At 63.6% G+C, this 19,113-nt stretch carries 19 protein-coding genes; 11 read left to right on the top strand and 8 right to left on the bottom strand.

Translation table 11 applies throughout. The features are described 5' to 3' along the window. Positions 1-705 (top strand): fumarylacetoacetate hydrolase family protein (locus tag Q0O40_RS09875; RefSeq protein ID WP_295529170.1); only part of this gene is annotated, 705 nt, incomplete at its 5' end. Between the two features lie 3 nt (positions 706-708). On the opposite strand, the gene Q0O40_RS09870 is transcribed toward Q0O40_RS09875, so the two are convergent. Then, complete coding sequence (locus Q0O40_RS09870; RefSeq protein ID WP_295529168.1) at positions 709-1,113, bottom strand: MAPEG family protein; 405 nt, start codon at positions 1,111-1,113, stop codon at positions 709-711. Positions 1,114-1,249: 136 nt separating this feature from the next. Here Q0O40_RS09870 and Q0O40_RS09865 point away from each other — a divergent pair, with 136 nt between their 5' ends. Beyond that, positions 1,250-2,764: a cryptochrome/photolyase family protein gene (locus Q0O40_RS09865; RefSeq protein WP_295529166.1), complete on the top strand. Its 1,515-nt coding sequence runs from the start codon at positions 1,250-1,252 to the stop codon at positions 2,762-2,764. On the opposite strand, the gene Q0O40_RS09860 is transcribed toward Q0O40_RS09865, so the two are convergent. Genes Q0O40_RS09860 through Q0O40_RS09850 form a run of 3 tightly spaced genes read right to left on the bottom strand, consistent with a single transcriptional unit; the run spans position 2,761 to position 5,631 of the window. Next, complete coding sequence (locus tag Q0O40_RS09860; RefSeq protein ID WP_295529164.1) at positions 2,761-2,916, bottom strand: DUF2256 domain-containing protein; 156 nt, start codon at positions 2,914-2,916, stop codon at positions 2,761-2,763. The genes Q0O40_RS09865 and Q0O40_RS09860 overlap by 4 nt on opposite strands. A gap of 1 nt (position 2,917) precedes the next feature. After that, positions 2,918-4,474, bottom strand: coding sequence for an FAD-binding domain-containing protein (locus tag Q0O40_RS09855; protein ID WP_295529162.1), 1,557 nt, complete (start codon positions 4,472-4,474; stop codon positions 2,918-2,920). Continuing rightward, positions 4,471-5,631 carry an FAD-binding domain-containing protein gene (locus tag Q0O40_RS09850; RefSeq protein WP_295529160.1) on the bottom strand — a complete coding sequence of 387 codons (1,161 nt, stop codon included), beginning with the start codon at positions 5,629-5,631 and terminating at the stop codon, positions 4,471-4,473. Before Q0O40_RS09850 ends, Q0O40_RS09855 begins: the two co-directional genes overlap by 4 nt. 931 nt (positions 5,632-6,562) lie before the next feature. Here Q0O40_RS09850 and Q0O40_RS09845 point away from each other — a divergent pair. The 3 genes from Q0O40_RS09845 to Q0O40_RS09835 all read left to right on the top strand — a co-directional run bounded on the left by Q0O40_RS09845 (position 6,563) and on the right by Q0O40_RS09835 (position 9,035). After that, positions 6,563-7,141 (top strand): hypothetical protein, encoded by a 579-nt coding sequence (locus tag Q0O40_RS09845; RefSeq protein WP_295529158.1) that lies wholly within the window; start codon positions 6,563-6,565, stop codon positions 7,139-7,141. Positions 7,142-7,318: 177 nt separating this feature from the next. Then, complete coding sequence (locus tag Q0O40_RS09840; RefSeq protein ID WP_295529156.1) at positions 7,319-8,563, top strand: aromatic ring-hydroxylating dioxygenase subunit alpha; 1,245 nt, start codon at positions 7,319-7,321, stop codon at positions 8,561-8,563. Further along, positions 8,556-9,035, top strand: coding sequence for a MaoC/PaaZ C-terminal domain-containing protein (locus Q0O40_RS09835; protein WP_295529154.1), 480 nt, complete (start codon positions 8,556-8,558; stop codon positions 9,033-9,035). The genes Q0O40_RS09840 and Q0O40_RS09835 overlap by 8 nt, the downstream gene beginning before the upstream one ends. On the opposite strand, the gene Q0O40_RS09830 is transcribed toward Q0O40_RS09835, so the two are convergent. Genes Q0O40_RS09830 through Q0O40_RS09820 form a run of 3 tightly spaced genes read right to left on the bottom strand, consistent with a single transcriptional unit; the run spans position 8,993 to position 11,714 of the window. Next, positions 8,993-9,619 carry an NAD(P)H-dependent oxidoreductase gene (locus tag Q0O40_RS09830; RefSeq protein ID WP_295529152.1) on the bottom strand — a complete coding sequence of 209 codons (627 nt, stop codon included), beginning with the start codon at positions 9,617-9,619 and terminating at the stop codon, positions 8,993-8,995. The genes Q0O40_RS09835 and Q0O40_RS09830 overlap by 43 nt on opposite strands. Next, complete coding sequence (locus Q0O40_RS09825) at positions 9,616-10,935, bottom strand: aromatic ring-hydroxylating dioxygenase subunit alpha (protein WP_295529150.1); 1,320 nt, start codon at positions 10,933-10,935, stop codon at positions 9,616-9,618. The genes Q0O40_RS09830 and Q0O40_RS09825 overlap by 4 nt, the downstream gene beginning before the upstream one ends. Before the next feature lie 17 nt (positions 10,936-10,952). Then, positions 10,953-11,714, bottom strand: coding sequence for an SDR family NAD(P)-dependent oxidoreductase (locus Q0O40_RS09820; protein ID WP_295529148.1), 762 nt, complete (start codon positions 11,712-11,714; stop codon positions 10,953-10,955). 227 nt (positions 11,715-11,941) lie between these two features. Between Q0O40_RS09820 and Q0O40_RS09815 the strand changes: the two genes are divergently transcribed. Genes Q0O40_RS09815 through Q0O40_RS09805 form a run of 3 tightly spaced genes read left to right on the top strand, consistent with a single transcriptional unit; the run spans position 11,942 to position 14,657 of the window. Further along, on the top strand, positions 11,942-13,144 hold the full coding sequence (locus tag Q0O40_RS09815) for a CoA transferase (protein WP_295529146.1): 1,203 nt from the start codon (positions 11,942-11,944) through the stop codon (positions 13,142-13,144). Continuing rightward, positions 13,141-13,506 carry an OB-fold domain-containing protein gene (locus Q0O40_RS09810; protein ID WP_295529144.1) on the top strand — a complete coding sequence of 122 codons (366 nt, stop codon included), beginning with the start codon at positions 13,141-13,143 and terminating at the stop codon, positions 13,504-13,506. Before Q0O40_RS09815 ends, Q0O40_RS09810 begins: the two co-directional genes overlap by 4 nt. Beyond that, positions 13,506-14,657 carry an acetyl-CoA acetyltransferase gene (locus Q0O40_RS09805; RefSeq protein ID WP_295529142.1) on the top strand — a complete coding sequence of 384 codons (1,152 nt, stop codon included), beginning with the start codon at positions 13,506-13,508 and terminating at the stop codon, positions 14,655-14,657. Before Q0O40_RS09810 ends, Q0O40_RS09805 begins: the two co-directional genes overlap by 1 nt. 103 nt (positions 14,658-14,760) lie before the next feature. Here the strand turns inward: Q0O40_RS09805 and Q0O40_RS09800 are convergent, their stop codons facing one another. After that, positions 14,761-16,416, bottom strand: coding sequence for a class I adenylate-forming enzyme family protein (locus Q0O40_RS09800; RefSeq protein WP_295529140.1), 1,656 nt, complete (start codon positions 16,414-16,416; stop codon positions 14,761-14,763). Positions 16,417-16,673: 257 nt separating this feature from the next. Between Q0O40_RS09800 and Q0O40_RS09795 the strand changes: the two genes are divergently transcribed. From Q0O40_RS09795 to Q0O40_RS09785, 3 genes are all read left to right on the top strand, one after another. Further along, complete coding sequence (locus Q0O40_RS09795; protein WP_295529138.1) at positions 16,674-17,369, top strand: TetR/AcrR family transcriptional regulator; 696 nt, start codon at positions 16,674-16,676, stop codon at positions 17,367-17,369. A 117-nt stretch (positions 17,370-17,486) separates the two neighbouring features. Then, positions 17,487-18,404 carry an SDR family oxidoreductase gene (locus Q0O40_RS09790; RefSeq protein ID WP_295529172.1) on the top strand — a complete coding sequence of 306 codons (918 nt, stop codon included), beginning with the start codon at positions 17,487-17,489 and terminating at the stop codon, positions 18,402-18,404. A 38-nt stretch (positions 18,405-18,442) separates the two neighbouring features. Continuing rightward, a partial coding sequence (locus Q0O40_RS09785; RefSeq protein ID WP_295529136.1) for an SDR family NAD(P)-dependent oxidoreductase occupies positions 18,443-19,113 on the top strand: 671 nt, incomplete at its 3' end.

Raw genomic sequence — 19,113 nt, 5'->3', positions numbered from 1 at the left:
TTCATCACCAAGCTGCCCCCCGCCCCCACCTATTTCCACAAGCCCGTCTCCGCGCTCAACACGCACAAAGGCGATGTGGTGCGGCCCGAGCGGTGCAAGTACCTCAATTACGAGGGCGAAATCGCCATTGTGATCGGCAAGACCTGCCGCAATATTTCGCCCGGCGAAGCTGGCGATTACATCGCAGGCTATGCGGTTTCGAACGATTACGGCCTGCACGATTTCCGCGATACCGATTCAGGCTCGATGCTGCGGGTGAAGGGATCGGACACGCTCTGCCCCATCGGCCCCGGCCTCGTGACCGGATGGGATTTCCGCAACAAGTGGATTCGCACCAGTGTGAACGGCGTGGTGAGGCAGGATGGCAATACGGCGGAGATGAAGTGGGACATGCACTACCTCGTCGCCGATATCGCGCGCACGATCACCTTGGAGCCGGGCGATGTGCTGCTTTCGGGCACGCCCGCGAACAGCCGCCCGGTGCAGCCCGGCGATGTCGTCGAGGTCGAGGTCGAAGGGCTGGGCAAGCTGACCAATCGCATCGTCACCGGCCCCGCGCCGGTCCGCGACGATTGCGGCGCGCAGCCAACGCAGAGCGAAGAAGTGATCTCGACCGCGATGGGCGGCGACTGGGAATTTCGCGGCATCCGCGCCGCAGGCGGCCAAGGCGCGCAGTTTTATGAATCGGCGTTGGAGACCAAGTGAGGTCTAGCGCGCGCCTGCCGTCACCATCCACAAGCTCCACCCGCTCAGCACCAGCATGATGAGCCAGGTAGAGATCACCCCGATCGAGCGCGGCAGCGGCGGTTTGGTATCGACCGGCGCATAGAGCCCGACGATATGCGCGGCGCGGCCCACCACGAACAGCGCGCCGATGGCGACCAGCCCGGTGTGCGATGCCTGCGCCAGTTCCAGAAACGCCAGCATCAGGATCACGATGGGGGCATGCTCGGCCAGATTGGCATGCGCACGGCTGGCGCTGACCAGCAAGGCATCGCCCTTGTCGCCGAAGGCCGCGCCCAGCCGCATGCGGTGACGCACGGTATCGATCGCGGTGATGAGCAGCATGAGCGCGCATATCGCTGCTACTGTGGCGCTTACCGGCAAGATCATGTGTGTGCCCCCCTTTGGAACCCCGAAGGGCATGCTCACACACAACGGCTCAGCGGAACCAGAACCCATCCGTTGAAGGACGGATTTGCCTGATCGGGCGCTGTCGCCATGGCGGCTGCTCTGCGATAGCGCCTGCATGACCGCGCGCCATCTCATCCTCATACTGGGCGACCAGCTTTCGCCGACGATGTCCTCGCTGCGCGGAGCCGACAAAGCCGCCTCGGTGATCCTGCTGTGCGAAGTGGCCGAAGAGGCCACGTATGTGCGCCATCACCAGAAGAAAATCGCGTTTCTGTTCAGCGCGATGCGCCATTTTGCCGAGGAACTGCAGCAGGCGGGCTGGAGCGTTGACTATGTCCGCCTCGATGATCCGGGCAACAGCGGCTCGTTTCGCGGCGAAGTGGCGCGCGCCTGCGCGCGGCATGGCGCGACCGCGATCACCGTCACCGCGCCGGGCGAATGGCGCGTACTGGAAGAGATGCAGGGCTGGCCCGAGCCGCCCACGATCCTGCCCGATGACCGCTTCGTTTGCAGCGCCGAGGAATTCGCCGCGTGGGCGCACGGGCGCAAGGCCCTGCGCATGGAATACTTCTACCGCGACATGCGCCGCAAGACCGGACTGTTGATGAACGGCGGGTCGCCCGAGGGCGGGCAGTGGAATTTCGACCACGACAACCGCAAACCCGCCAAGGGCGAGCAGCATTTCCCGCCCGTGCCGCGCTTTGCCCCCGATGCGATCACCCGCGATGTCCTGGCGCTCGTCGCGGCGCGTTTCGGCAACCATTTCGGCGATCTGGAACCTTTCTGGTTCGCCGCAACCCGCGCCGAGGCGCGCGCTGCGCTGGAGCATTTCCTCGCGCACGCGTTGCCCGGCTTCGGCGATTTTCAGGATGCGATGCTGCGGTCGGAAAAGTTCCTCAACCATGCGGTGATCGGCCTCTATATCAACTGCGGGTTGCTCGATCCGCTGGAAGTCTGCCGCGCGGTCGAGGCGGAGTACCGCGCCGGGCGTGCCGGGATCAATGCGGCGGAAGGCTTCATCCGCCAGATCATCGGCTGGCGCGAATATGTGCGCGGCATCTATTGGCGAGAGATGCCCAGCTACGGCGCGAACAATGCGCTGGAGGCGCACCGCCCGCTGCCTGATTTTTACTGGACCGGCGAGACGCAAATGGCCTGCGTGCGCGCCTGCATAAAGCAAACCCGCGAGGAAGCTTATGCACACCACATCCAGCGGCTGATGGTCACGGGCAATTTCGCGCTGCTTGCCGGGATTGATCCGCATGCGGTTCACGAATGGTATCTGGCGGTCTATGCCGATGCCTATGAATGGGTAGAGCTGCCCAATACCATGGGAATGAGCCAGTTTGCCGATGGCGGCCTGCTCGCCTCCAAACCCTATGCCGCCAGCGGCGCTTATATCGACCGAATGTCGGATTATTGCAAAGGCTGCGCGTTCGACGTGAAGGCCAAGAATGGACCAAAAGCCTGCCCGTTCAATTACTTGTACTGGGACTTTCTGGTGCGCCACGATGCGCGGCTGCGCGGCAATCCGCGCATGGCGCAGATGTATCGCACCTATGACAAGCTGGCAGATGATCGCAAAACCGCGATTGCCGAGGATAGCGCACGCTTTCTCGCGAGCATTTAGCGCGCGCCCGCGCTGCCGATGCCCCGGCACTTGTCGGAGCAATACTTCACCCCCTCCCAATCGCGCTCCCACTTCTTGCGCCAGATGAACGGGCGCTGGCAGGCGAGGCAGATCTTGCTGGGCAGATCGGACTTCTTACGCATCTTGGCCATGTCAGAAATCGAGCGAGAGCTGCGGCGAGGCTGGCGCGGGCTTGGCCTGCTTCTTCACCAGCGCCCGCGCCTTGGCCCCGCGCCGCGCGATCGGGCCGGCGCGCGAGCCATGCTTGACATAGACGCCGCGCGCCTCGGCGCGGGCTTCTGCGGTCGCACGGCGAGCGAATATCTGCTCCTTCGCGTGCTTCGTTGCAGCCTTGTGATCCACGCGCGGCGGCGGATAGGCGGGGCACAGCGCGGCGCGTGTCTCGCTATCGAGCCGCCACGGCTCATGCACCAGTGCGCCCGCGATCCCCGCCAGTTCGGGCACCCACGCGCGGATGAAATCGCCGCTGGGGTCCTGATCATGCCCCTGTTTGATCGGCGAATAGATGCGCACCGTGTTGATGCCCGTCTCGCCCGATTGCATCTGGCATTGGGGCCAGTGGATGCCGGGTTCATAATCGACGAACTTGCGCGCCAGCACCTCGCCCGCCTCTTGCCACGGCAGCCACAGGTCATAGCTGGCAAACGACATCAGCATGGCCCGCATGCGGAAGTTGATCCAGCCATGCGCATTCAAATAGCGCATCGCCGCGTCGATGAACGGATAGCCGGTGCGCCCCTCGCTCCACGCCGCGAGATCGGCGGCATCGGCAGGCCTTGGCCGCATGCCGAGGTAAATCCGCGCAAACGGCTCCCACTCGATCGCCGGTTCGCTCTCCAACTTTTGGATGAAATGGCAGTGCCAGTGCAGCCGCGCGGTGAACGAGCGGAGCGAGCGCGCCCACACGCTGTGGCCCGGGGGGCGCTCGACCAGCACTTGCGCCGCGCGCCGCTCCGCCGCCTGATAGGTCTCGCGCATCGAAAGCACGCCGTATGCCAGATAGGGCGACAGCCGCGAGCAGGCCTCCTCGGCAGAGATGGGCGAGGACATCGCGCGGGTATAGTGCTCGCCGCGCGCGTGCAGAAAGCCATCGAGCAAGGCCAGCCCCGCTGCGCGGCCCGGCGGCTGCAGGTGGATCAGGCCATCGCGCGCGAGGCCAAGCTGCTCGCCCGTTGGCAACGGATCGGATGCCAGGGCTTCTGCCCAGACCACATCGGGCACCGGCAGCACCGGCTGCTGCATCAGCTTGTCCCAGCGCGCGGCCCAGCGGTCGCGGTTTTGCGCGCGCCCCCGCAGCACGCCGAACTGCGCGCGCTCGCGCCACGGGATGGCATAGACCCCGGTCCATGCCTTGATCTCCAGATCGCGCGCGAAAGTCCAGCCATTGCCGGTCTCCTCATGCGACCACAGATCGAACGTGCCCAGCGCGCCGCGCAAGTCCTCAAGCACATCGGCCACCGCGCCGGTGCGGATCACCAGTTGGCCGCCCAACGCCGCAATCTCGTCCGCCAGCCCCGCGATGCAGCCGCGCCAGAATTGCCATTGCCGTGTCGAGGTATCGGGCAAGCGCCAGTAGTCGGGCTCCACGATCACCAGCGGCAGCACCGGCCCATGCCGCGCTGCCTCGCTCAGCGCCGCATGATCCGCCAGCCGCAGATCGCGCTTGAACCAGACCAGCTGCACCGTCATCCGCTGATCAGGCCCGGAATCTTGTCCTTGAATGCGAAGAAGCCTTTGCCCGCATGGGGCCATGCGGCGGTGTCCCATGCGCGGCGGACGGGCACAAGCGCGATGCCGGCGGCTGCCAAGGTGGGGGCCATCGCGTCGAGCCGGTCCCGGACCGGGCCGATCGGGGCATAGGGGGTGATGATCGCCTCAAGCTCATGCTCTGCGGCCCAAGCGATCAGGCTCTCGGCACCCAGCATGCCCAGCATTTCGCCCGGCGCGCGGAACTTTGCGGCGCTGCGCGTCAGCCCTTCGGCCAGCGCGGCCTTGGCGAAGGCATTCACAGCGGGCGCACGGCTGGGCGGCAGGGCGGCGGCGGCGACCGCCACGATATCCGCCTCGCCCAGTTTCAGGCTTTCGGGATTGAGGTCTTCCTCGGTCAGCAGCAAGCCGACCGCGCCATCCGGCAGAGGCGCGTTGGCGGCAATCGGCATCGGCGCGACGGGCGCTTCGGGCAAAGGCCCCGCGCTGTGCGCAAACGGCGCAGGATTGAACCGCCCGCCGGTATACTTGGCGATGTTGTCGGCGGCCGCGAGATAAGTCTTGCCCGCAGTTTGCAGCCCCGCGACCCAACGCCAGGAGAGCGTGTTCGAGGCCGGATCTCCATCGAGCAGGTGGTGGTGGAAGAAATCGGCCCCCAATTGCCACGGCAGGCCCAGCGTGAAGATCCACAAGCTGGCAAACCACATCCGCGCATGGTTGTGGAGATAGCCGGTTTCCACCAGCTCCGCCGCCCAGGCATCGAAACATGCGATGCCGGTCTGCCCGGCGCAGGCGGCCGCATAATCGGCGCTGCGCGCCATGTCCTCCGCCTCGACCTGATAGCGCGCCCAGACCGAGGGCCGCATTTCCAGCCAGCCCTTCCAGTAGGTCCGCCAGCAGACCTCCTGCACGAACTTTTCCGCATCGGCGAAGCGGTGCCGCGCCAGCACTTTGGCGATGACCTCGTGCTCGGTGATCAGGCGGTAGCGGATGTAAGGCGAAAGCAGCGAGATATTGGTGCGCGCGCCCGGCCCATGATCGAAATTGCGCTGCTCGGCGTAGCGCCGCCCGGCTTGCGGCAAGAACGCTTCCAGCGCGGCAAGGCCAGCCGCGCGCGATGGGGTGAAGGTCTGGGTCATGGGGCGCGGTCTACCAGCCTTTGGCCAGCGGCAACAGCGCGGGGGATTTACACGAAGGGGCAGGAGGATGGCGGTGGAGCCTCGCCAATAAGTTGACAGAGTTGACACGGTGTCAACTTTTTGTTTGGCGAGAAAAACATGTAAAGTTAGATGGTTAGATGCAGTTAGTGACAAGGTGACACATTGCGGAGAATCGCAGCGATCGAGACCGTCTAGTGGAGGTAAGGCAATCGCAAATAACCGAACCGCGGCATTTTCCGTCACCCTGAACTTGTTTCAGGGTCCATCAAGCCGCAAGGACGGTGCTCACGGGTTCACGGCTACATCGACGCGAACGGCCTTCAAAAGCAAGCCTCCGTGCATGCCGATGGATGGACCCTGAAACAAGTTCAGGGTGACGATATATGAGGTGGAGGCGCGTGGAGGCGAAAGCCCGCGCACACGCAAGACCCCGCACGCCAAACGGTTTGGCAGGATGTTGACGGGATCAAAGAGCGCGCGCCGCTTGCGAGAGCAGGTGCTGGGCTTTTTTGGCAGGTTTGCGCGGTGTAGGAAAGGCGGACTGTTCGGCAGAGAGGATTGGCGCTTTGGTAACATGGCCCCGTCGTGGCCGCGATTGCAAGCCTCGGTGCGCGGCGATGGATGGACCCTGAAAAACAAGTTCAGGGTGACGATCCTTCAGGTGGCGGCGTGTGATGGCGAGGGCTCGCGCAGACCCAAGAACCCTTGCCGCCCGCCCGATCAGCCGCTTATTGTTTTTTCAGGATGGCGCGGTGTCGCAAATATTAGTCGGCCAATAGCGAGAATTGACGTATTTATCAGAATGGAATGATGCATGAAGATTGAAAAGGAGTCCGGAAATGAAGGGGCTCACGTACGTCGTCCCCCAGATTTGGCGCCCCGGATTTAGCGAACGGCAGGGACAGGGTAAGTGACAGTAAAGCTTTACATGCCCGTGCCATTCGACCGCTTCAAGCAAGAGGGCGAGATGATCGGCAGAATGGTCATCGAGTATGGCGATCTGGAATGGGACCTGTGTCTGCTGGTCAGCCATGTGATGCAGGATATTGATATCGCAGTAAAAACACTCTATCGCTCGCGCGATGAAGCGCTGCGGATCGACATGGCCGATGGCCTGATCCGCCATCGCATAAACCCCAAGGTCAAGCAGATGTATGAGACGACCCTGGCGCACATGCGGGTCTGCCTCGCTCTGCGCAGCCGCTATGCTCATGCCAATTGGGTCGATGCTGCTCCCGATAAGCTCTGCTTCATCGACACGAACGAATTGGCGAACGACAGCAATCCGATCGATCCGAACAACCTGCCGCTTTACCACCTGGACATGAGAATTATCAAAGATCAGGCGCGATTTTTCAAAGAGATCATGCAGAACATGCGCTACCTCAATATGGAGGTGCAATATCTGCTGGGTTTGGCCGATTTGACCGGCTTTCACTATGTACGCAATATCCTTCGGCCCAAAATGGCGGCGAGGCTTGAAGCGTAGCGGGAGGCCGGCTGCCTTCGGCGCTCAACCCCGCGCCCACCAACGCCCCGCGCCCATACGATTCCCCCTATCCAACGCGCGCCCAAACAACTAAACCTTACAAGCAAACATGTATGTTTTTTTGTTGGGCAGGCACGGCATAGCCAAGCTTGCACCAAGCCTGCGGAGAATGGGCCAATGCACGAGATGGTGACCGATCAGGCGGCAGACCTCGATCTTGCGCGCATGGACTTGCTTGCAAAGATGGACTGGGAGCGCGAGCGCACCGCGCCGCCCGAGGGCTTTCCCAAGTTCCCCCCGATCCCGGGCGCGCGCTATGTCGATCCGGCGTTTCTGGCGCTTGAGGATGCGGAAATGTGGCGCAAATCCTGGCTCTATGCCGGGCATGTCGACCAGTTGCCCACGCCCGGATCGTGGTTCCTCAATCGCAACACCGGCTCGCCGGTGATCGTGACGCGCACGCTTTCGGGCGAGATCAAGGCGTTTTACAACACCTGCCAGCATCGTGGCGGGCCTTTGGTGAAAGAGGATGCGGGCGAGGCGCGCGGGTTTGTCTGCGGCTATCACGGCTGGAGCTACACGCTCGACGGCAAGCTCACCGCAGTGCGCGACCGGCGCGATTTTCCCGAGTTCGACATGGCGTGTCACTCGCTGATCGCGGTGCGCTGCGAGCTGCTCGGCTCGATGATCTTTTTGAATGGCGATCCAGAGGCGCAGCCATTGATCGAGCATATCGGGCCGATGGCGGGCCAGCTGGAGGAATTGCAGCTGGAAACGCTGCGGCTGGTCGACAGCCGCAGCTACGAGACCGATTGCAATGTCAAAGTGCTGCTCGATGCGTTTCTTGAGGTCTATCACCTGAAATCGATCCACGAAAAGACGGTCGACCGCTTCCTCGATCACCGCGCGATGATCGTCACGCTCTGGCCGCACGGGCACAGCCGCATGGCCACGCCCAACCGGCGCGAGGGGTGGATCGATCCGGGCACCGTGGGCATGCCTGAAATCCCCACGGTCTCCGCGTTCACCGCCAACAACAACGTGAGCTATCACATTTTTCCCAACTTCGTGATGCCGCCCGCGCCCACCGGCATTCCGATCCTGCAATTCTGGCCGATGGGGCCAAACCGCACCCGCGTGGTCTCCAGCTGGCTTGCGCCCGAGCATGATCCGGCCAATCCCCATCCACTGTGGGAGATGCGGATCAAGAACTGGGAGCGCATTCTCTATGAGGACCTGCAGTTTGCGCCGCAGATTCAGGAATCGCTCGAAGGGCCGGGGTTCCGGGGTGTCTCGCTCAATTATCAGGAGCGGCGCATCTATCATTGGCATGAGGAGCTCGACCGGCGGATCGGCGACAACAAGGTGCCCGCAGAGCTCCGCGTGACGCCGGTGCTGGCGCCGTTTGTCGAGCATGCGTGAGCGGCCGCCCCGGGCATTCGAAGACCTGATTGTCGGCGAGACGCGCCGCTCTGCCTCGCGCACTGTTACCGAGGAGGAGATCGTGGCGTTCGCGCGCGCTTATGATCCGCAATGGTTTCACACCGACCCGGAGGCCGCGCGCGCATCGGTGTTCGGGCAAGTGGTGGCAAGCGGCGTCCATGTGCTGGCGATGTGGCGGCAGATGGATCATGCGATCAACGGCGACATCGACTTCGTCTGCGGCGTGGGCTGGGACAACCTGCGGCTGAAACGCGCGGTGCGCGCCGGCGATGTGATCCATGTGACGAGCGAGATCATCGCGCTCGAACCCTCGCGCTCGGGCAAGGATCGCGGCACGGCGGTGACCGATTATGCGGTGATGCTGGAGGATGGCACCGAATGCGTGACCTTCCGCAGCATCAACCTGGTCTATACCCGCAGGTCGGCCGCCAGCGTATCGGCATCTGCATAGGCCGCCTGCATCGCCGCCTCGACCTCGGCCGGGGTGCCGTAAGTGGGCCGCACATGGACCACGTGCACATCGCTGACGCCGATGAAGCCCAGCCACGCCTTCATGTAGGCAACCTGAAAATCGAGCGCTTCGGCCGGCCCCCCTGCGCGGATATCGAGCGCGCCGCCCGCGATGATGATCGCCTGCTTGCCCTCGGCCAGCCCTTTGACCGCGCCGTCTTCCACCGTGAACGTGAGGCCGGGATGGGTGAGCACATCAATATATTGCTTCAGCCGCCAAGGGATGCCGAAATTCCACATCGGCACGGTGAACAGCCAGCCGTCGAACGACAGGAAATGCGCAGTGGCCGCCGCGATGGCATCCCAATCCGCCTTCACCGAGGGATCGACCTGTTCTCCGGCGATCAGGGCATAGCGGCCCTCGATGGTTTCGCCCTCGAACCGGGGAAGCGCCGCCTTGTGCAAATCCAGCAGCTCGAAATCATGGCTGGGCAGGCCCGCGATCAGCCGCCGCGCAACCATGCCGGTGCGCGAACGCGCTCCGCGCGGGCTGCCTTCGACATGGAGCAGGCGCGAGGCGGTCACAGGGAGGCATCCGGCGCATTGATGTAGTCATCGAGCACCTTGTGGAAATGGCGGATGCGCAGTTCCTGTTCGCCGATCCACAGCCCGGGGAAGCTGTCTGAGCGCATGCCCAGCTGCACCGTGGGCAGGTTGTAGGCGTCCTGATCGAGCACCAGACCGATCGATTTGTCGCCATGGCGGAAGCGCTGGTGACGCACGCGCTTTGGCCATTCCGCACCTTCGGGCACCAGTTCGAACACCCACACGTCGTAGAGCATCTTGTTCGGATCGGTCGCGTGCGGGCGCTGGCGAAACATCATGATGTCATCGGCGTGCATATTGAGCGAGACATTGGGGAATATCATGTAGTGATAATCGTCGGTCAGCTGGTCGTCGTTGAGCTCGGAATAATCCTTGCCCTGCGCCTGGCCATGCTGGCGCTTGAACACTTGCACATCGCGGCGGATATCGCCGATCCGGCCCTCATAATCGGCAATATCCATGCCCGCATGCGTCATGATTTCGGCAATGCCGGGCGGGATCTGGCTTGGCATGGCGACGCGCGGAGAGATTGAAGCAAACGGGATTAGATAGCGGTTGTGCCGCTCGTAACAGTCGATCTGGATATTGGTATCATCGAGATACCACAGCAATTGCGGGTGGATGCCCTGAACGTGATAGCTTTCGTTGAAGGCATCGACCGAGGCCTTCCAGTTGCAGTCCCACTCCACCGTGACATCGCGTTTCCACGCCATGCGTTCGGGGTGATAAGGCTCAAGATGCTGCTTGAGCGGGGAAATGTAATCGTCGAACGGCTCCACATCCGGATTGAGCGAGTACCAGACAAATCCGTTCCATTCGGTGCACGGAAAGCTGGGCAGCGCCATCTTCGGCGGGCCGCCTTGCGCAAACGTGCAGAGGTCCGGGATGCGGTCCAGCGTGCCGTCCAGCCCATAAGTCCAGTGATGATACATGCAGCGAAACTGCTCGGCATTGCCCAGCCCTTCGGGCCGCAGGCGGTTGCCCCGGTGCAGGCAGACATTGGGAAAGCAGCGCACCGAACCATCATGCTGGCGCACGATCAGCACGCTTTCCTTGCCGATTTCGGTGCAGATATAATCACCCGGCGCGGTGATGTCGTCAGACCGGCCGCCCAGCAGCCAGACCTTGGTCCAGACCCGCTCCCACTCCAGCTTCATGAATTCGGGCGCGTAATAACGCTCTGCCGGGATCAGCGCGGTGCCAAGGTCCGGATCGGGCGCGCGCTCGGCGGGCGTGCCATTGCCGCATGTCGCGGGATCGACGCGGATCACGTCCACCACCCGCTTCACATCCATGCGCGCGGTATCCCACATCAGAAATGCGTCCGGTTGGTGAAGCCGCCATCGACCACCAGATGCGAGCCGTTGCACCAGCTGGCGGCCTCGCTGGCCAGAAACACGATGGCTTTCGCCACTTCCTCAGGACGCCCGAGGCGGCCGCTGGGTTGCTGGCGCAATTGCGAGGTATAGAACTTCTCCATCGTGCCCTTGATCATGTCCCAGTTGCCGCCTTCAAACTCGATCGGGCCGGGCGAGACGATGTTGACGCGGATGCCGTCCTTGCCATGCGCCAGCGCAAGCTGCTTGCCATACGTGATCAGCGAGGCCTTCATCGCATTGTAGGCCTGCGGGCCGCCCATCGCCTCCATCGCCGAAGTCGTGGCGATCAGCACGATGGCGCCTGATTTCTGCTCGGTCATGCGCGGCATCACCGCCTCGACCGCGCGAACCGGGCCCATCACATCGGTCTCGAACGCATTGTACCAGTATTTCTCGCTGCCGATGCCGCTGCCGGCTGAGGTCAGCGGGATCATGACGTCGACCCCGTCAAGCTCCTCGATCGCCCAGGCCAGCCACGCTTTGTAATCTTCGGGCTTTTTGGCGTTGACCGCCTTGCCGATCACTTTGGTGCCGTAGCGCGAAAGCGCGGCCACCGCGTCCTTCACCGAATCCTCGCCGCGCGCGCTCAGCGCGACATCGCACCCTTCGCGCGCCAGAATTTCCGCAACCGCAAATCCGATGCCGCGCGCGCCGCCAACGATGATGGCCTTCTTGCCTTGCAGACCCAAGTCCATCTTTAGCGTCCTCTCAAAAACTTATGCAATAAAATCAGCAGCGCAGCAGCAACTTCGCAGATTGCACTACAGGCCTGTAAGAGCCATGCTACGCTGCGGTTAATCTAGGCCATAGGGCAGAATCAAGGCAAAGGAAAAAACATTCCTGCATGCCTTTTTTTAGGGCACGCGTTGCGCTAGGGCTTTGGCTCAAGGCGCGCAAATGCTGCGATAAGAGAGGCGCATGAATGGCGGGTTGCGGTAAAGGGCCTTTGGCCGGGGTCAAAGTGCTCGATCTCACCAGCGTGCTGATGGGCCCTTATGCCACGCAGATTTTTGCCGATCTGGGCGCCGATGTGATCAAGATCGAAGGGCCTGCGGGCGACACCACGCGGTTCATCCCGCCCGGCCCCGATCCTTCGCGCGGCGCGATGTTCCTCAATGTCAATCGCGGCAAGCGCAGCCTTGCGCTCGATCTCAAACAGCCTGCGGCGCGCGATGCGGTGCTGCGGCTGGCGCAGGATGCCGACGTGTTCATTCATTCGATGCGCGCGCAGGCGATTGCCCGGCTGGGGCTGGACTATGCGGCGCTGGCCAAGGCCAATCCGCGCATCGTCTATGCCAACCTCTATGGCTTCGGGCGCGACGGGCCATACCGCGATTATCCGGCCTATGACGACATCGTGCAGGCGGCCTCGGGCATTGTCGATCTGCAGGCGCGGCTTTCAGACGGCGTGCCGACGTACTCTGCCAATGTCATTGCCGACAAGGTTTCGGGCCTCACCGGGGCCTATGCCGTGATCGCGGCGCTCTTCGCGCGTGAGCGCACGGGACAAGGGCAGGAAGTGGAAGTGCCGATGTTCGAGACGATGGTCTCGTTCGCGGCAGTCGAGCATCTGTGCGGGTCGCTGTTCGATCCGCCGCAGGGGCCGCCGGTCTATCCGCGCGCCACCTCGCCCGCGCGCCGCCCCTATCGCACGGCCGATGGCTACATCGGCGTGATGATCTACAACGACAAGCACTGGCAGGCATTCTTCCGCGAACTCGGCAACCCGGAATGGTCCGCCGATCCGATGTTCGTCACGATGCGCAGCCGCTCGGAAAATATCGGCACGGTCCTGGCGCGCGTGGCCGCGGAGCTGGAAAGCCGCACGAGCGCGGAATGGATGGACCTGTTTCGCCGTGCGGAAATCCCGGCGACGCCCATCGCCTCGCTCGAAGATCTGCTCCACGATGCGCATCTGGAGCAGACCGGTTTCTGGGAAGAGCGCCGCACCGATGCGGGCGACTTGCGCTTCCCCGGCATCCCCACGAAATTCTACCAGACCCCCGGCGCCATCGGCGATCCGGGGCCAGCGCTGGGCGCAGACAGCGAGCGCGTTCTCAGCGAAGCCGGGTTCAGCGAGAGCGAGATTGCCGCAATGGCCGCAACAGGAGCCGTGATTCGATGACAGGTGCATCCGCCCTTTGGGATGAAGCGCTGGCGCAGGGCCGACTGCTGCTGCAGCGCGCCTCTCCGCAAGCGAAGGCGATTTTCCCGCCGCGCGAAATGGCCCCGCTCAGCGGCGAGCCGCTCGAATGTTTCGAAGCCTCGGGGCTCGGCACGATCTATTCGCTCACCTGGATTCAGCGCCGCCCGCCCGAACCGGCCTCGAACGTCGTCATCGTCGAACTGGCCGAAGGCGCGCGGATGATGGGGCGGGTCGAGGGCGCGGACGAGGCGACCTTGCGCATCGGCATGCCAGTGCGCGTGCGGATTGCGGACGGGGCCGATGGGCCATTGGTGGTGTTTGATCTGGTGGAGGCAGCCTGATGGGCGACCGTTTTCCGCGCGGCAAAGTGTCAGTCGCCGGCCTTGCGACTTATGGCGTCGGCGAATGGCCGGGCTATTCGAATATCGAGCTTGCAGCCAATGCGACGCGCCTCGCGCTGGCCGATGCCGCCATCCCGCTGGATCAAGTGGACGGCGTGTTCATCTGCCTGCCCGATGATCTGTTCGCCGGGCTCTCGCTCGCGCAGTATCTCGGCATCCACCCGCGCTTCACCGACAACAACCGCGCGGGCGGTGCCTCGTTCATGAGCCATCTGGTCACTGCGGTAATGATGCTGGAGGCAGGCTACCTCGATTGCGCGGTGATCGCTTACGGATCGAACCAGCGCTCGAGCGGCGGCAAGCTTTCCACCCCCGCCCGCCCGGACCGGTGGGATACGCCCTATGCGCCAATGTATCCGCTCAGCTACTACGCGCTCGTCGCCGCGCGGCACATGCACCAATATGGCACCACGCGTGAGCATCTGGCCGAAGTGGCTGTGGCCGCGCGCGGCTGGGCCAATACCAATCCCGAGGCCTTCGCCAAAGGGCCGCTGACCATCGAGGATTGCCTCAAGGCGCGTCTCATCAGCACGCCGATCTCGGTCAAGGATTGCTGCCTCGTCACCGACGGCGCGGCGGCCATGGTACTGACCCGCACCGACCGCGCCAAAGACGGGCCGCAGCCGCTCGTGCCCGTGCTCGGCGCGGCGGCGGCGACATGGTACAATTCAGTGACGCAGGCCGAGGACATCACGATCACGGCCGCCGCCGAATCTGGCGCACGCGCGCTCGCCATGGCGGGGGCGACCCCGGCGGATATCGACGTGGTCCAGCTTTACGACGCCTTCACGATCAACACGATCCTGTTCCTCGAAGACCTGGGCTTCTGCGCCAAGGGCGAAGGCGGCGCGTTCGTTTCGGGCGGGCGGATCGGCCCGGGCGGCGCCTTGCCGGTCAACACCAATGGCGGCGGCCTCTCTTGCTGCCATCCGGGCATGTACGGCATGTTCGCCATGACCGAAGCCATCCGCCAGATGCGGGGCCAAGCGGCGAACCAGATCGGCGGCGCGCGCCTTGCATTGGCGCATGGCAATGGCGGCACACTTTCAGCGCAGGCGACAGTCATTTTCGGAAACGCCGAGACGGTTTGAGCGAGTCCCCGCGCCCCAGCGAAGGCCGGGCCTCAGTCAAGACAAACGCAGTGTCGCGATAAAACCGCCTGAGTTCCCGGCCTGCGCCGGGACGCACATCACCTCAAAGCCCAAGTTCCTCGATCAACCGCTCGCGCAGGCGGAACTTCTGGATCTTCGACGTCGACATTGGCCATTCGGTCACGACCCGGACATGGCGCGGAATCTTGAAGCTGGCGAGCTGCCCCGTGCAATGCGCGATCAGTTCGCTTTCGCTCACGCTCGCGCCCTCCGCCAGTTCGACAAACGCAGCGGGCACTTCGGCGTAGCGCGCATCGGGCAGGCCGACCACTTGGGCAAGGCTCACCGCCGGATGGCTTTGCAGCATCGCCTCGATCTCGGCGGCCGCGACGTTTTCGCCGCCCACTTTGAGCATGTCCTTGGTCCGCCCGTGGAACATCACATTCCCGTCAGCGTCGATCGAGCCGATGTCGCCGGTGTAGAACCAGCCGTCCTTGATCGCCTCGGCGGTCTTTTCGGGCGCGTTGTAATAGCCTTTGAGCATGTTCGGCCCGCGCAGCACGATCTCGCCCCGCTCGGCCGCGCCGCAATCCTCGCCGGTCTCTGCGCTTACGATCCGCACCTCCCACTCGTCGAGCGGGGTGCCGCAGCGCTCGGTGCGCACCTGATAGCTGTCTGACAGACGGCTGGTGGAGACCGTGCCCGCAGCCTCGGTCAGGCCGTAGGTGCCCACCTGGATCGTATGCGGCATCGCGGCTGCCACCGCTTCCTTGATCCACTGCGGCTGCACCGCAAAGTTGGAGTTCATCACCCGAAGCCGCGACAGGTCGGTCTTTGCAAACTGCGCGTGGGTGATCAATTCCTGCATGATCGTGACAAAGCTGGGATAAGCGATCGTCGCCCCTTCACGGCCCAGCATCTGGAGCGCAAGCCCCGCATCGAAATGCGGAATCGTCATGTAAACGCCCCCCAGATCGAGGATCATCATCATCGGCAGGATGCCGGCGATGTGAAAGATCGGCAGCGGCGACCATACTTTATCCGCGCCGCTGCATTCATAGCGCAGACCCAGATTGCGGCTGTTGCCCACTTGCGCCCGGTGGGAAATCATGGCGCCTTTGGGCTGCGACGTGGTGCCTGAGGTGTAGAGGATCATGGCGGTGTCACCCGGGTCAACCGCATCGATGCAGCGGTCAACCTCGGTGTCGGCGGCGGCGGTGCCCAGCGCCAGCGCGGCCTGCACGCTCAGAAGATAGGCGGGGCACTGGTTATCGAGGCTGATCACCGCGCGCAGCATCGGCGCTTCATCGAGGCGCAGCGACGCGGGATCGCGCGCCTGCGCCAGCGAGGGAAGCGCCGCCGCCAGCCGCTCGCCAAAATCCAGCGTATCGGTCATCCGCCCGGTCGTGACCAGCACGGCCAGATCGGCGTCCTTCACCAGATAGCGCAGTTCATTCGCCTGATAACGCGCGTTCACTGGCACTGCGACCGCGCCCACCATCGCCGCGCCGAAAAACACCTCGATGAATTCCGGGCATGTCGGCAGCAGGATGCCGACATGCTGGCCCGGCTGCACCCCCATCGCGATGAGCGCCTTGGCCCAGCGGCGCGCCCCTTGCTCCAGCGCGCGATAAGTCAGCCGCCGCTCGGGAAAGACAATCGCATCGGCATCGCCAAACCGCTGCGCCGAAGCGCGAATCATCGCGCCCATCGTCCAGATCGGCGCTGCTGCCGGGGTCTCTTGCGTGTTGTCCATCATCCCTCTGCCCGTGATCGCGGCCCGTGCCGGGCCAAAAGGCCGGTGCGCTGCGGCCCGGCTTTGATTTGTCACTTGCGAGACTACACCGGGCACCCAAAAAGACAATCAATCATGTCTTTTTTTGGGGCGTGGCGCGTGATCGTAGGGCCCGGCTGACGAAAAAGCCTCCGCCGTGTTGCACCCCGCGCTCGGGTCAGGCTAAGGCAGAGCTGCGCGGTCCGCAGCGATGTGCGGCGCGATGGAACAGACATTAGACGATGGCACTCTCCCGCACGCGGGCGGCGCGGCAGATACGACCTGCGCGGCCTCCGGAAAAAAGCATCACCCTTCAGGCGACCAAAGCGGCGCAAACGCGCGGACGTCTGCTCGATGCAACGATCCGCTGTCTTGTGAAATTCGGCTATGCCAACACCACCACCCCGCGCGTCGCCGAAGAAGCCGGCCTTTCGCGCGGGGCGATGATGCACCATTTCGAAAATGGTATGGCGCTGCTGCAGGCGACCATTGTCGAACTGCATGAAAAGCGCCTGCGCGCGTTTCGCCGCGCCGCCGAAAACCCTAATCGCGAAGTGACCGATCTGGTCGAGACTTACTGGAAGCAGCTGCAAAAGCCCGCGTTCATCGCCTTTCACGAGCTCGCCGTAGCCGCGCGCACCGATGCCGAGCTGGCGCGCATTCTGGGGCCGCTTCAGGATGAATTTCGCGCCAAGTTCAATGCCCAGGCCGAGCAGCTCTTTCCCGAATGGCTCGAACAGCCGGCGCATTTCCATCTCGCGATGAGCTTGTCGCAAACCATTCTGGAGGGCATGGCGATCAGCCTGCACACCGGCGGGCTGGAACAAGCTAGCGTCGAGCCGATGCTGCGCCATCTCGAAGTGCAGATTCGCGCGCTGATGCCGCAGCGGCCATCACCACTTTTGGCCGAAACGCCGCGCATCGCGCCGCTTGGATAAATCAAACCTGTTTGTCTTTTTTATAAGTTGCCGCTAGCCTATCCGGCATTGCGGAGGGGCCAGCGCTTCTTCGCTTACCTTCTCATCGTTTGCCCCATGAGGAATGCCCTGTTGAGCGTGCCGAAAATCAGCGAGCCGAAGATTTTTCGCCCGGAGCCCGGCGATCCGGGCCGCCCGGCGCGCGGGCTGGATGACGATGCGCTGCGCGCGCAAATCACGATCTACCGCGACGACATGCTCGCCGGGCAGACGGTGCTGATCTCCGGCGCGGGCAGCGGCATGGGCAAGGCGGCGGCCTACCTCGCCGCGCGGCTCGGCGCGAACGTTGCGATCTGCGGGCGCGATCCGGCCAAGCTGGAGAGCACCGCCAGCCTGATCCGCGCGGCCTGCGACCGGGAAATCCTGTGCGTCGCGGCCAATATCCGCGATCCCGATGCGGTGGAGACGATGATCGGGCAAGTCCACGATCATTTCGGCGGGCTCGACACCCTGGTCAACAACGCGGGCGGGCAATTCCCGCAGGATGCGATCGATTTTTCGCGCAAAGGCTGGCTGGCTGTGATCGACACCAACCTGAACGGCACTTGGTGGATGATGCAGGAAGCGGCCAAGCGCTGGCGCGCCGATGGCAAGCCCGGCAATGTGATCAACATCGTCGCCAATGTCGAACGCGGGATGCCGCAGGCGGCGCATACTTGCGCGGCGCGCGCCGGGGTGATCTATCTGTCGAAAACCATGGCCACCGAATGGGCCGCGCTGAACATCCGCGTCAATTGCATCGGCCCCGGCGTGATCGAGACCGAGGGTTTCCGCATGTACCCCGAAGAAGCGCTCGCCCGCTTTCACAAGGCAAACCCGATGCGCATGCGCGGCAATGCCTGGGATGTCGCCGAAGCCATCGCCTATCTCGCCTCCCCTGCCGCGCGCTTCATCAATGGCGATCTCATCGTGATCGATGGCGGACAAGCGCAATGGGGCGTGGTCTGGCCCGCAGGCATGCCGGAATACTTCGCGGACGACGACGGGGCGGCTTAGATCGCGCCCTACAACGATAAACACATCAGGAGAGCATCATGGGCCGGGTACAAGGCAAAGTGGCATTGGTAACGGGCGGCGCATCGGGCCTCGGAGCCGCTGATAGCGCCGCTCTGGCGCGCGAAGGCGCGACCGTGGTGGTCACCGATCTCAAGCTGGAAGCCGCGCAGGAAGTGGCAACGCGCATCGGCCACGGCGCGGCGGCAATGGCGCTCGACGTGGCAAGCGAAGAGCAGTGGATCGCCGTGATTGCCGCCATCGAAGCGCAGTTCGGCCGGCTCGACATTCTGGTGAACAATGCCGGCGTGGTGCTCAGCGCCGATGTCGAGGAGACCACGCTCGAACAGTTCCGCTGGATCAACGCGATCATGACCGACGGCGTGTTCCTTGGCATGAAATACGCGATTCCCCTGATGAACAAGAATGACGGCGGATCGATCATCAACATGTCATCGGTGGGCGCGCTGATGGGCTATCCGATCTTCTTCGCCTATTCCGCCGCCAAGGGCGCGGTGCGTTCGATGACCAAGTCGGTCGCGATCATGTGCCAGGTAAAAGGCTACAAGATCCGCTGCAATTCGGTTCATCCCGGCGCGATCGAAACGCCGATGATCCAGCAGGCGCAGGGCCGCCTTGGCCAGACGCAGGAAGTTCCCGCCGGGGTGCTCCCCGCCGACGCCGCCGGGCATCCGGACGACGTGGCCGCGCT

Source organism: Novosphingobium sp. Chol11 (genome assembly GCF_945870625.1).
Lineage (GTDB): Bacteria > Pseudomonadota > Alphaproteobacteria > Sphingomonadales > Sphingomonadaceae > Novosphingobium.
This window is presented reverse-complemented; position numbering and strand designations above follow the sequence as displayed.

Excerpts from the sequence above, each read along its gene's own strand:
- Q0O40_RS09870 (WP_295529168.1), bottom strand. The coding sequence starts at position 1,113 with ATGATCTTGCCGGTAAGCGCCACAGTAGCAGCGATATGCGCGCTCATG.
- Q0O40_RS09865 (WP_295529166.1), top strand. The coding sequence starts at position 1,250 with ATGACCGCGCGCCATCTCATCCTCATACTGGGCGACCAGCTTTCGCCG.
- Q0O40_RS09860 (WP_295529164.1), bottom strand. The coding sequence starts at position 2,916 with ATGGCCAAGATGCGTAAGAAGTCCGATCTGCCCAGCAAGATCTGCCTC.
- Q0O40_RS09855 (WP_295529162.1), bottom strand. The coding sequence starts at position 4,474 with ATGACGGTGCAGCTGGTCTGGTTCAAGCGCGATCTGCGGCTGGCGGAT.
- Q0O40_RS09850 (WP_295529160.1), bottom strand. The coding sequence starts at position 5,631 with ATGACCCAGACCTTCACCCCATCGCGCGCGGCTGGCCTTGCCGCGCTG.
- Q0O40_RS09840 (WP_295529156.1), top strand. The coding sequence starts at position 7,319 with ATGCACGAGATGGTGACCGATCAGGCGGCAGACCTCGATCTTGCGCGC.
- Q0O40_RS09835 (WP_295529154.1), top strand. The coding sequence starts at position 8,556 with ATGCGTGAGCGGCCGCCCCGGGCATTCGAAGACCTGATTGTCGGCGAG.
- Q0O40_RS09825 (WP_295529150.1), bottom strand. The coding sequence starts at position 10,935 with ATGGATGTGAAGCGGGTGGTGGACGTGATCCGCGTCGATCCCGCGACA.
- Q0O40_RS09820 (WP_295529148.1), bottom strand. The coding sequence starts at position 11,714 with ATGGACTTGGGTCTGCAAGGCAAGAAGGCCATCATCGTTGGCGGCGCG.
- Q0O40_RS09815 (WP_295529146.1), top strand. The coding sequence starts at position 11,942 with ATGGCGGGTTGCGGTAAAGGGCCTTTGGCCGGGGTCAAAGTGCTCGAT.
- Q0O40_RS09810 (WP_295529144.1), top strand. The coding sequence starts at position 13,141 with ATGACAGGTGCATCCGCCCTTTGGGATGAAGCGCTGGCGCAGGGCCGA.
- Q0O40_RS09805 (WP_295529142.1), top strand. The coding sequence starts at position 13,506 with ATGGGCGACCGTTTTCCGCGCGGCAAAGTGTCAGTCGCCGGCCTTGCG.
- Q0O40_RS09800 (WP_295529140.1), bottom strand. The coding sequence starts at position 16,416 with ATGATGGACAACACGCAAGAGACCCCGGCAGCAGCGCCGATCTGGACG.
- Q0O40_RS09795 (WP_295529138.1), top strand. The coding sequence starts at position 16,674 with ATGGCACTCTCCCGCACGCGGGCGGCGCGGCAGATACGACCTGCGCGG.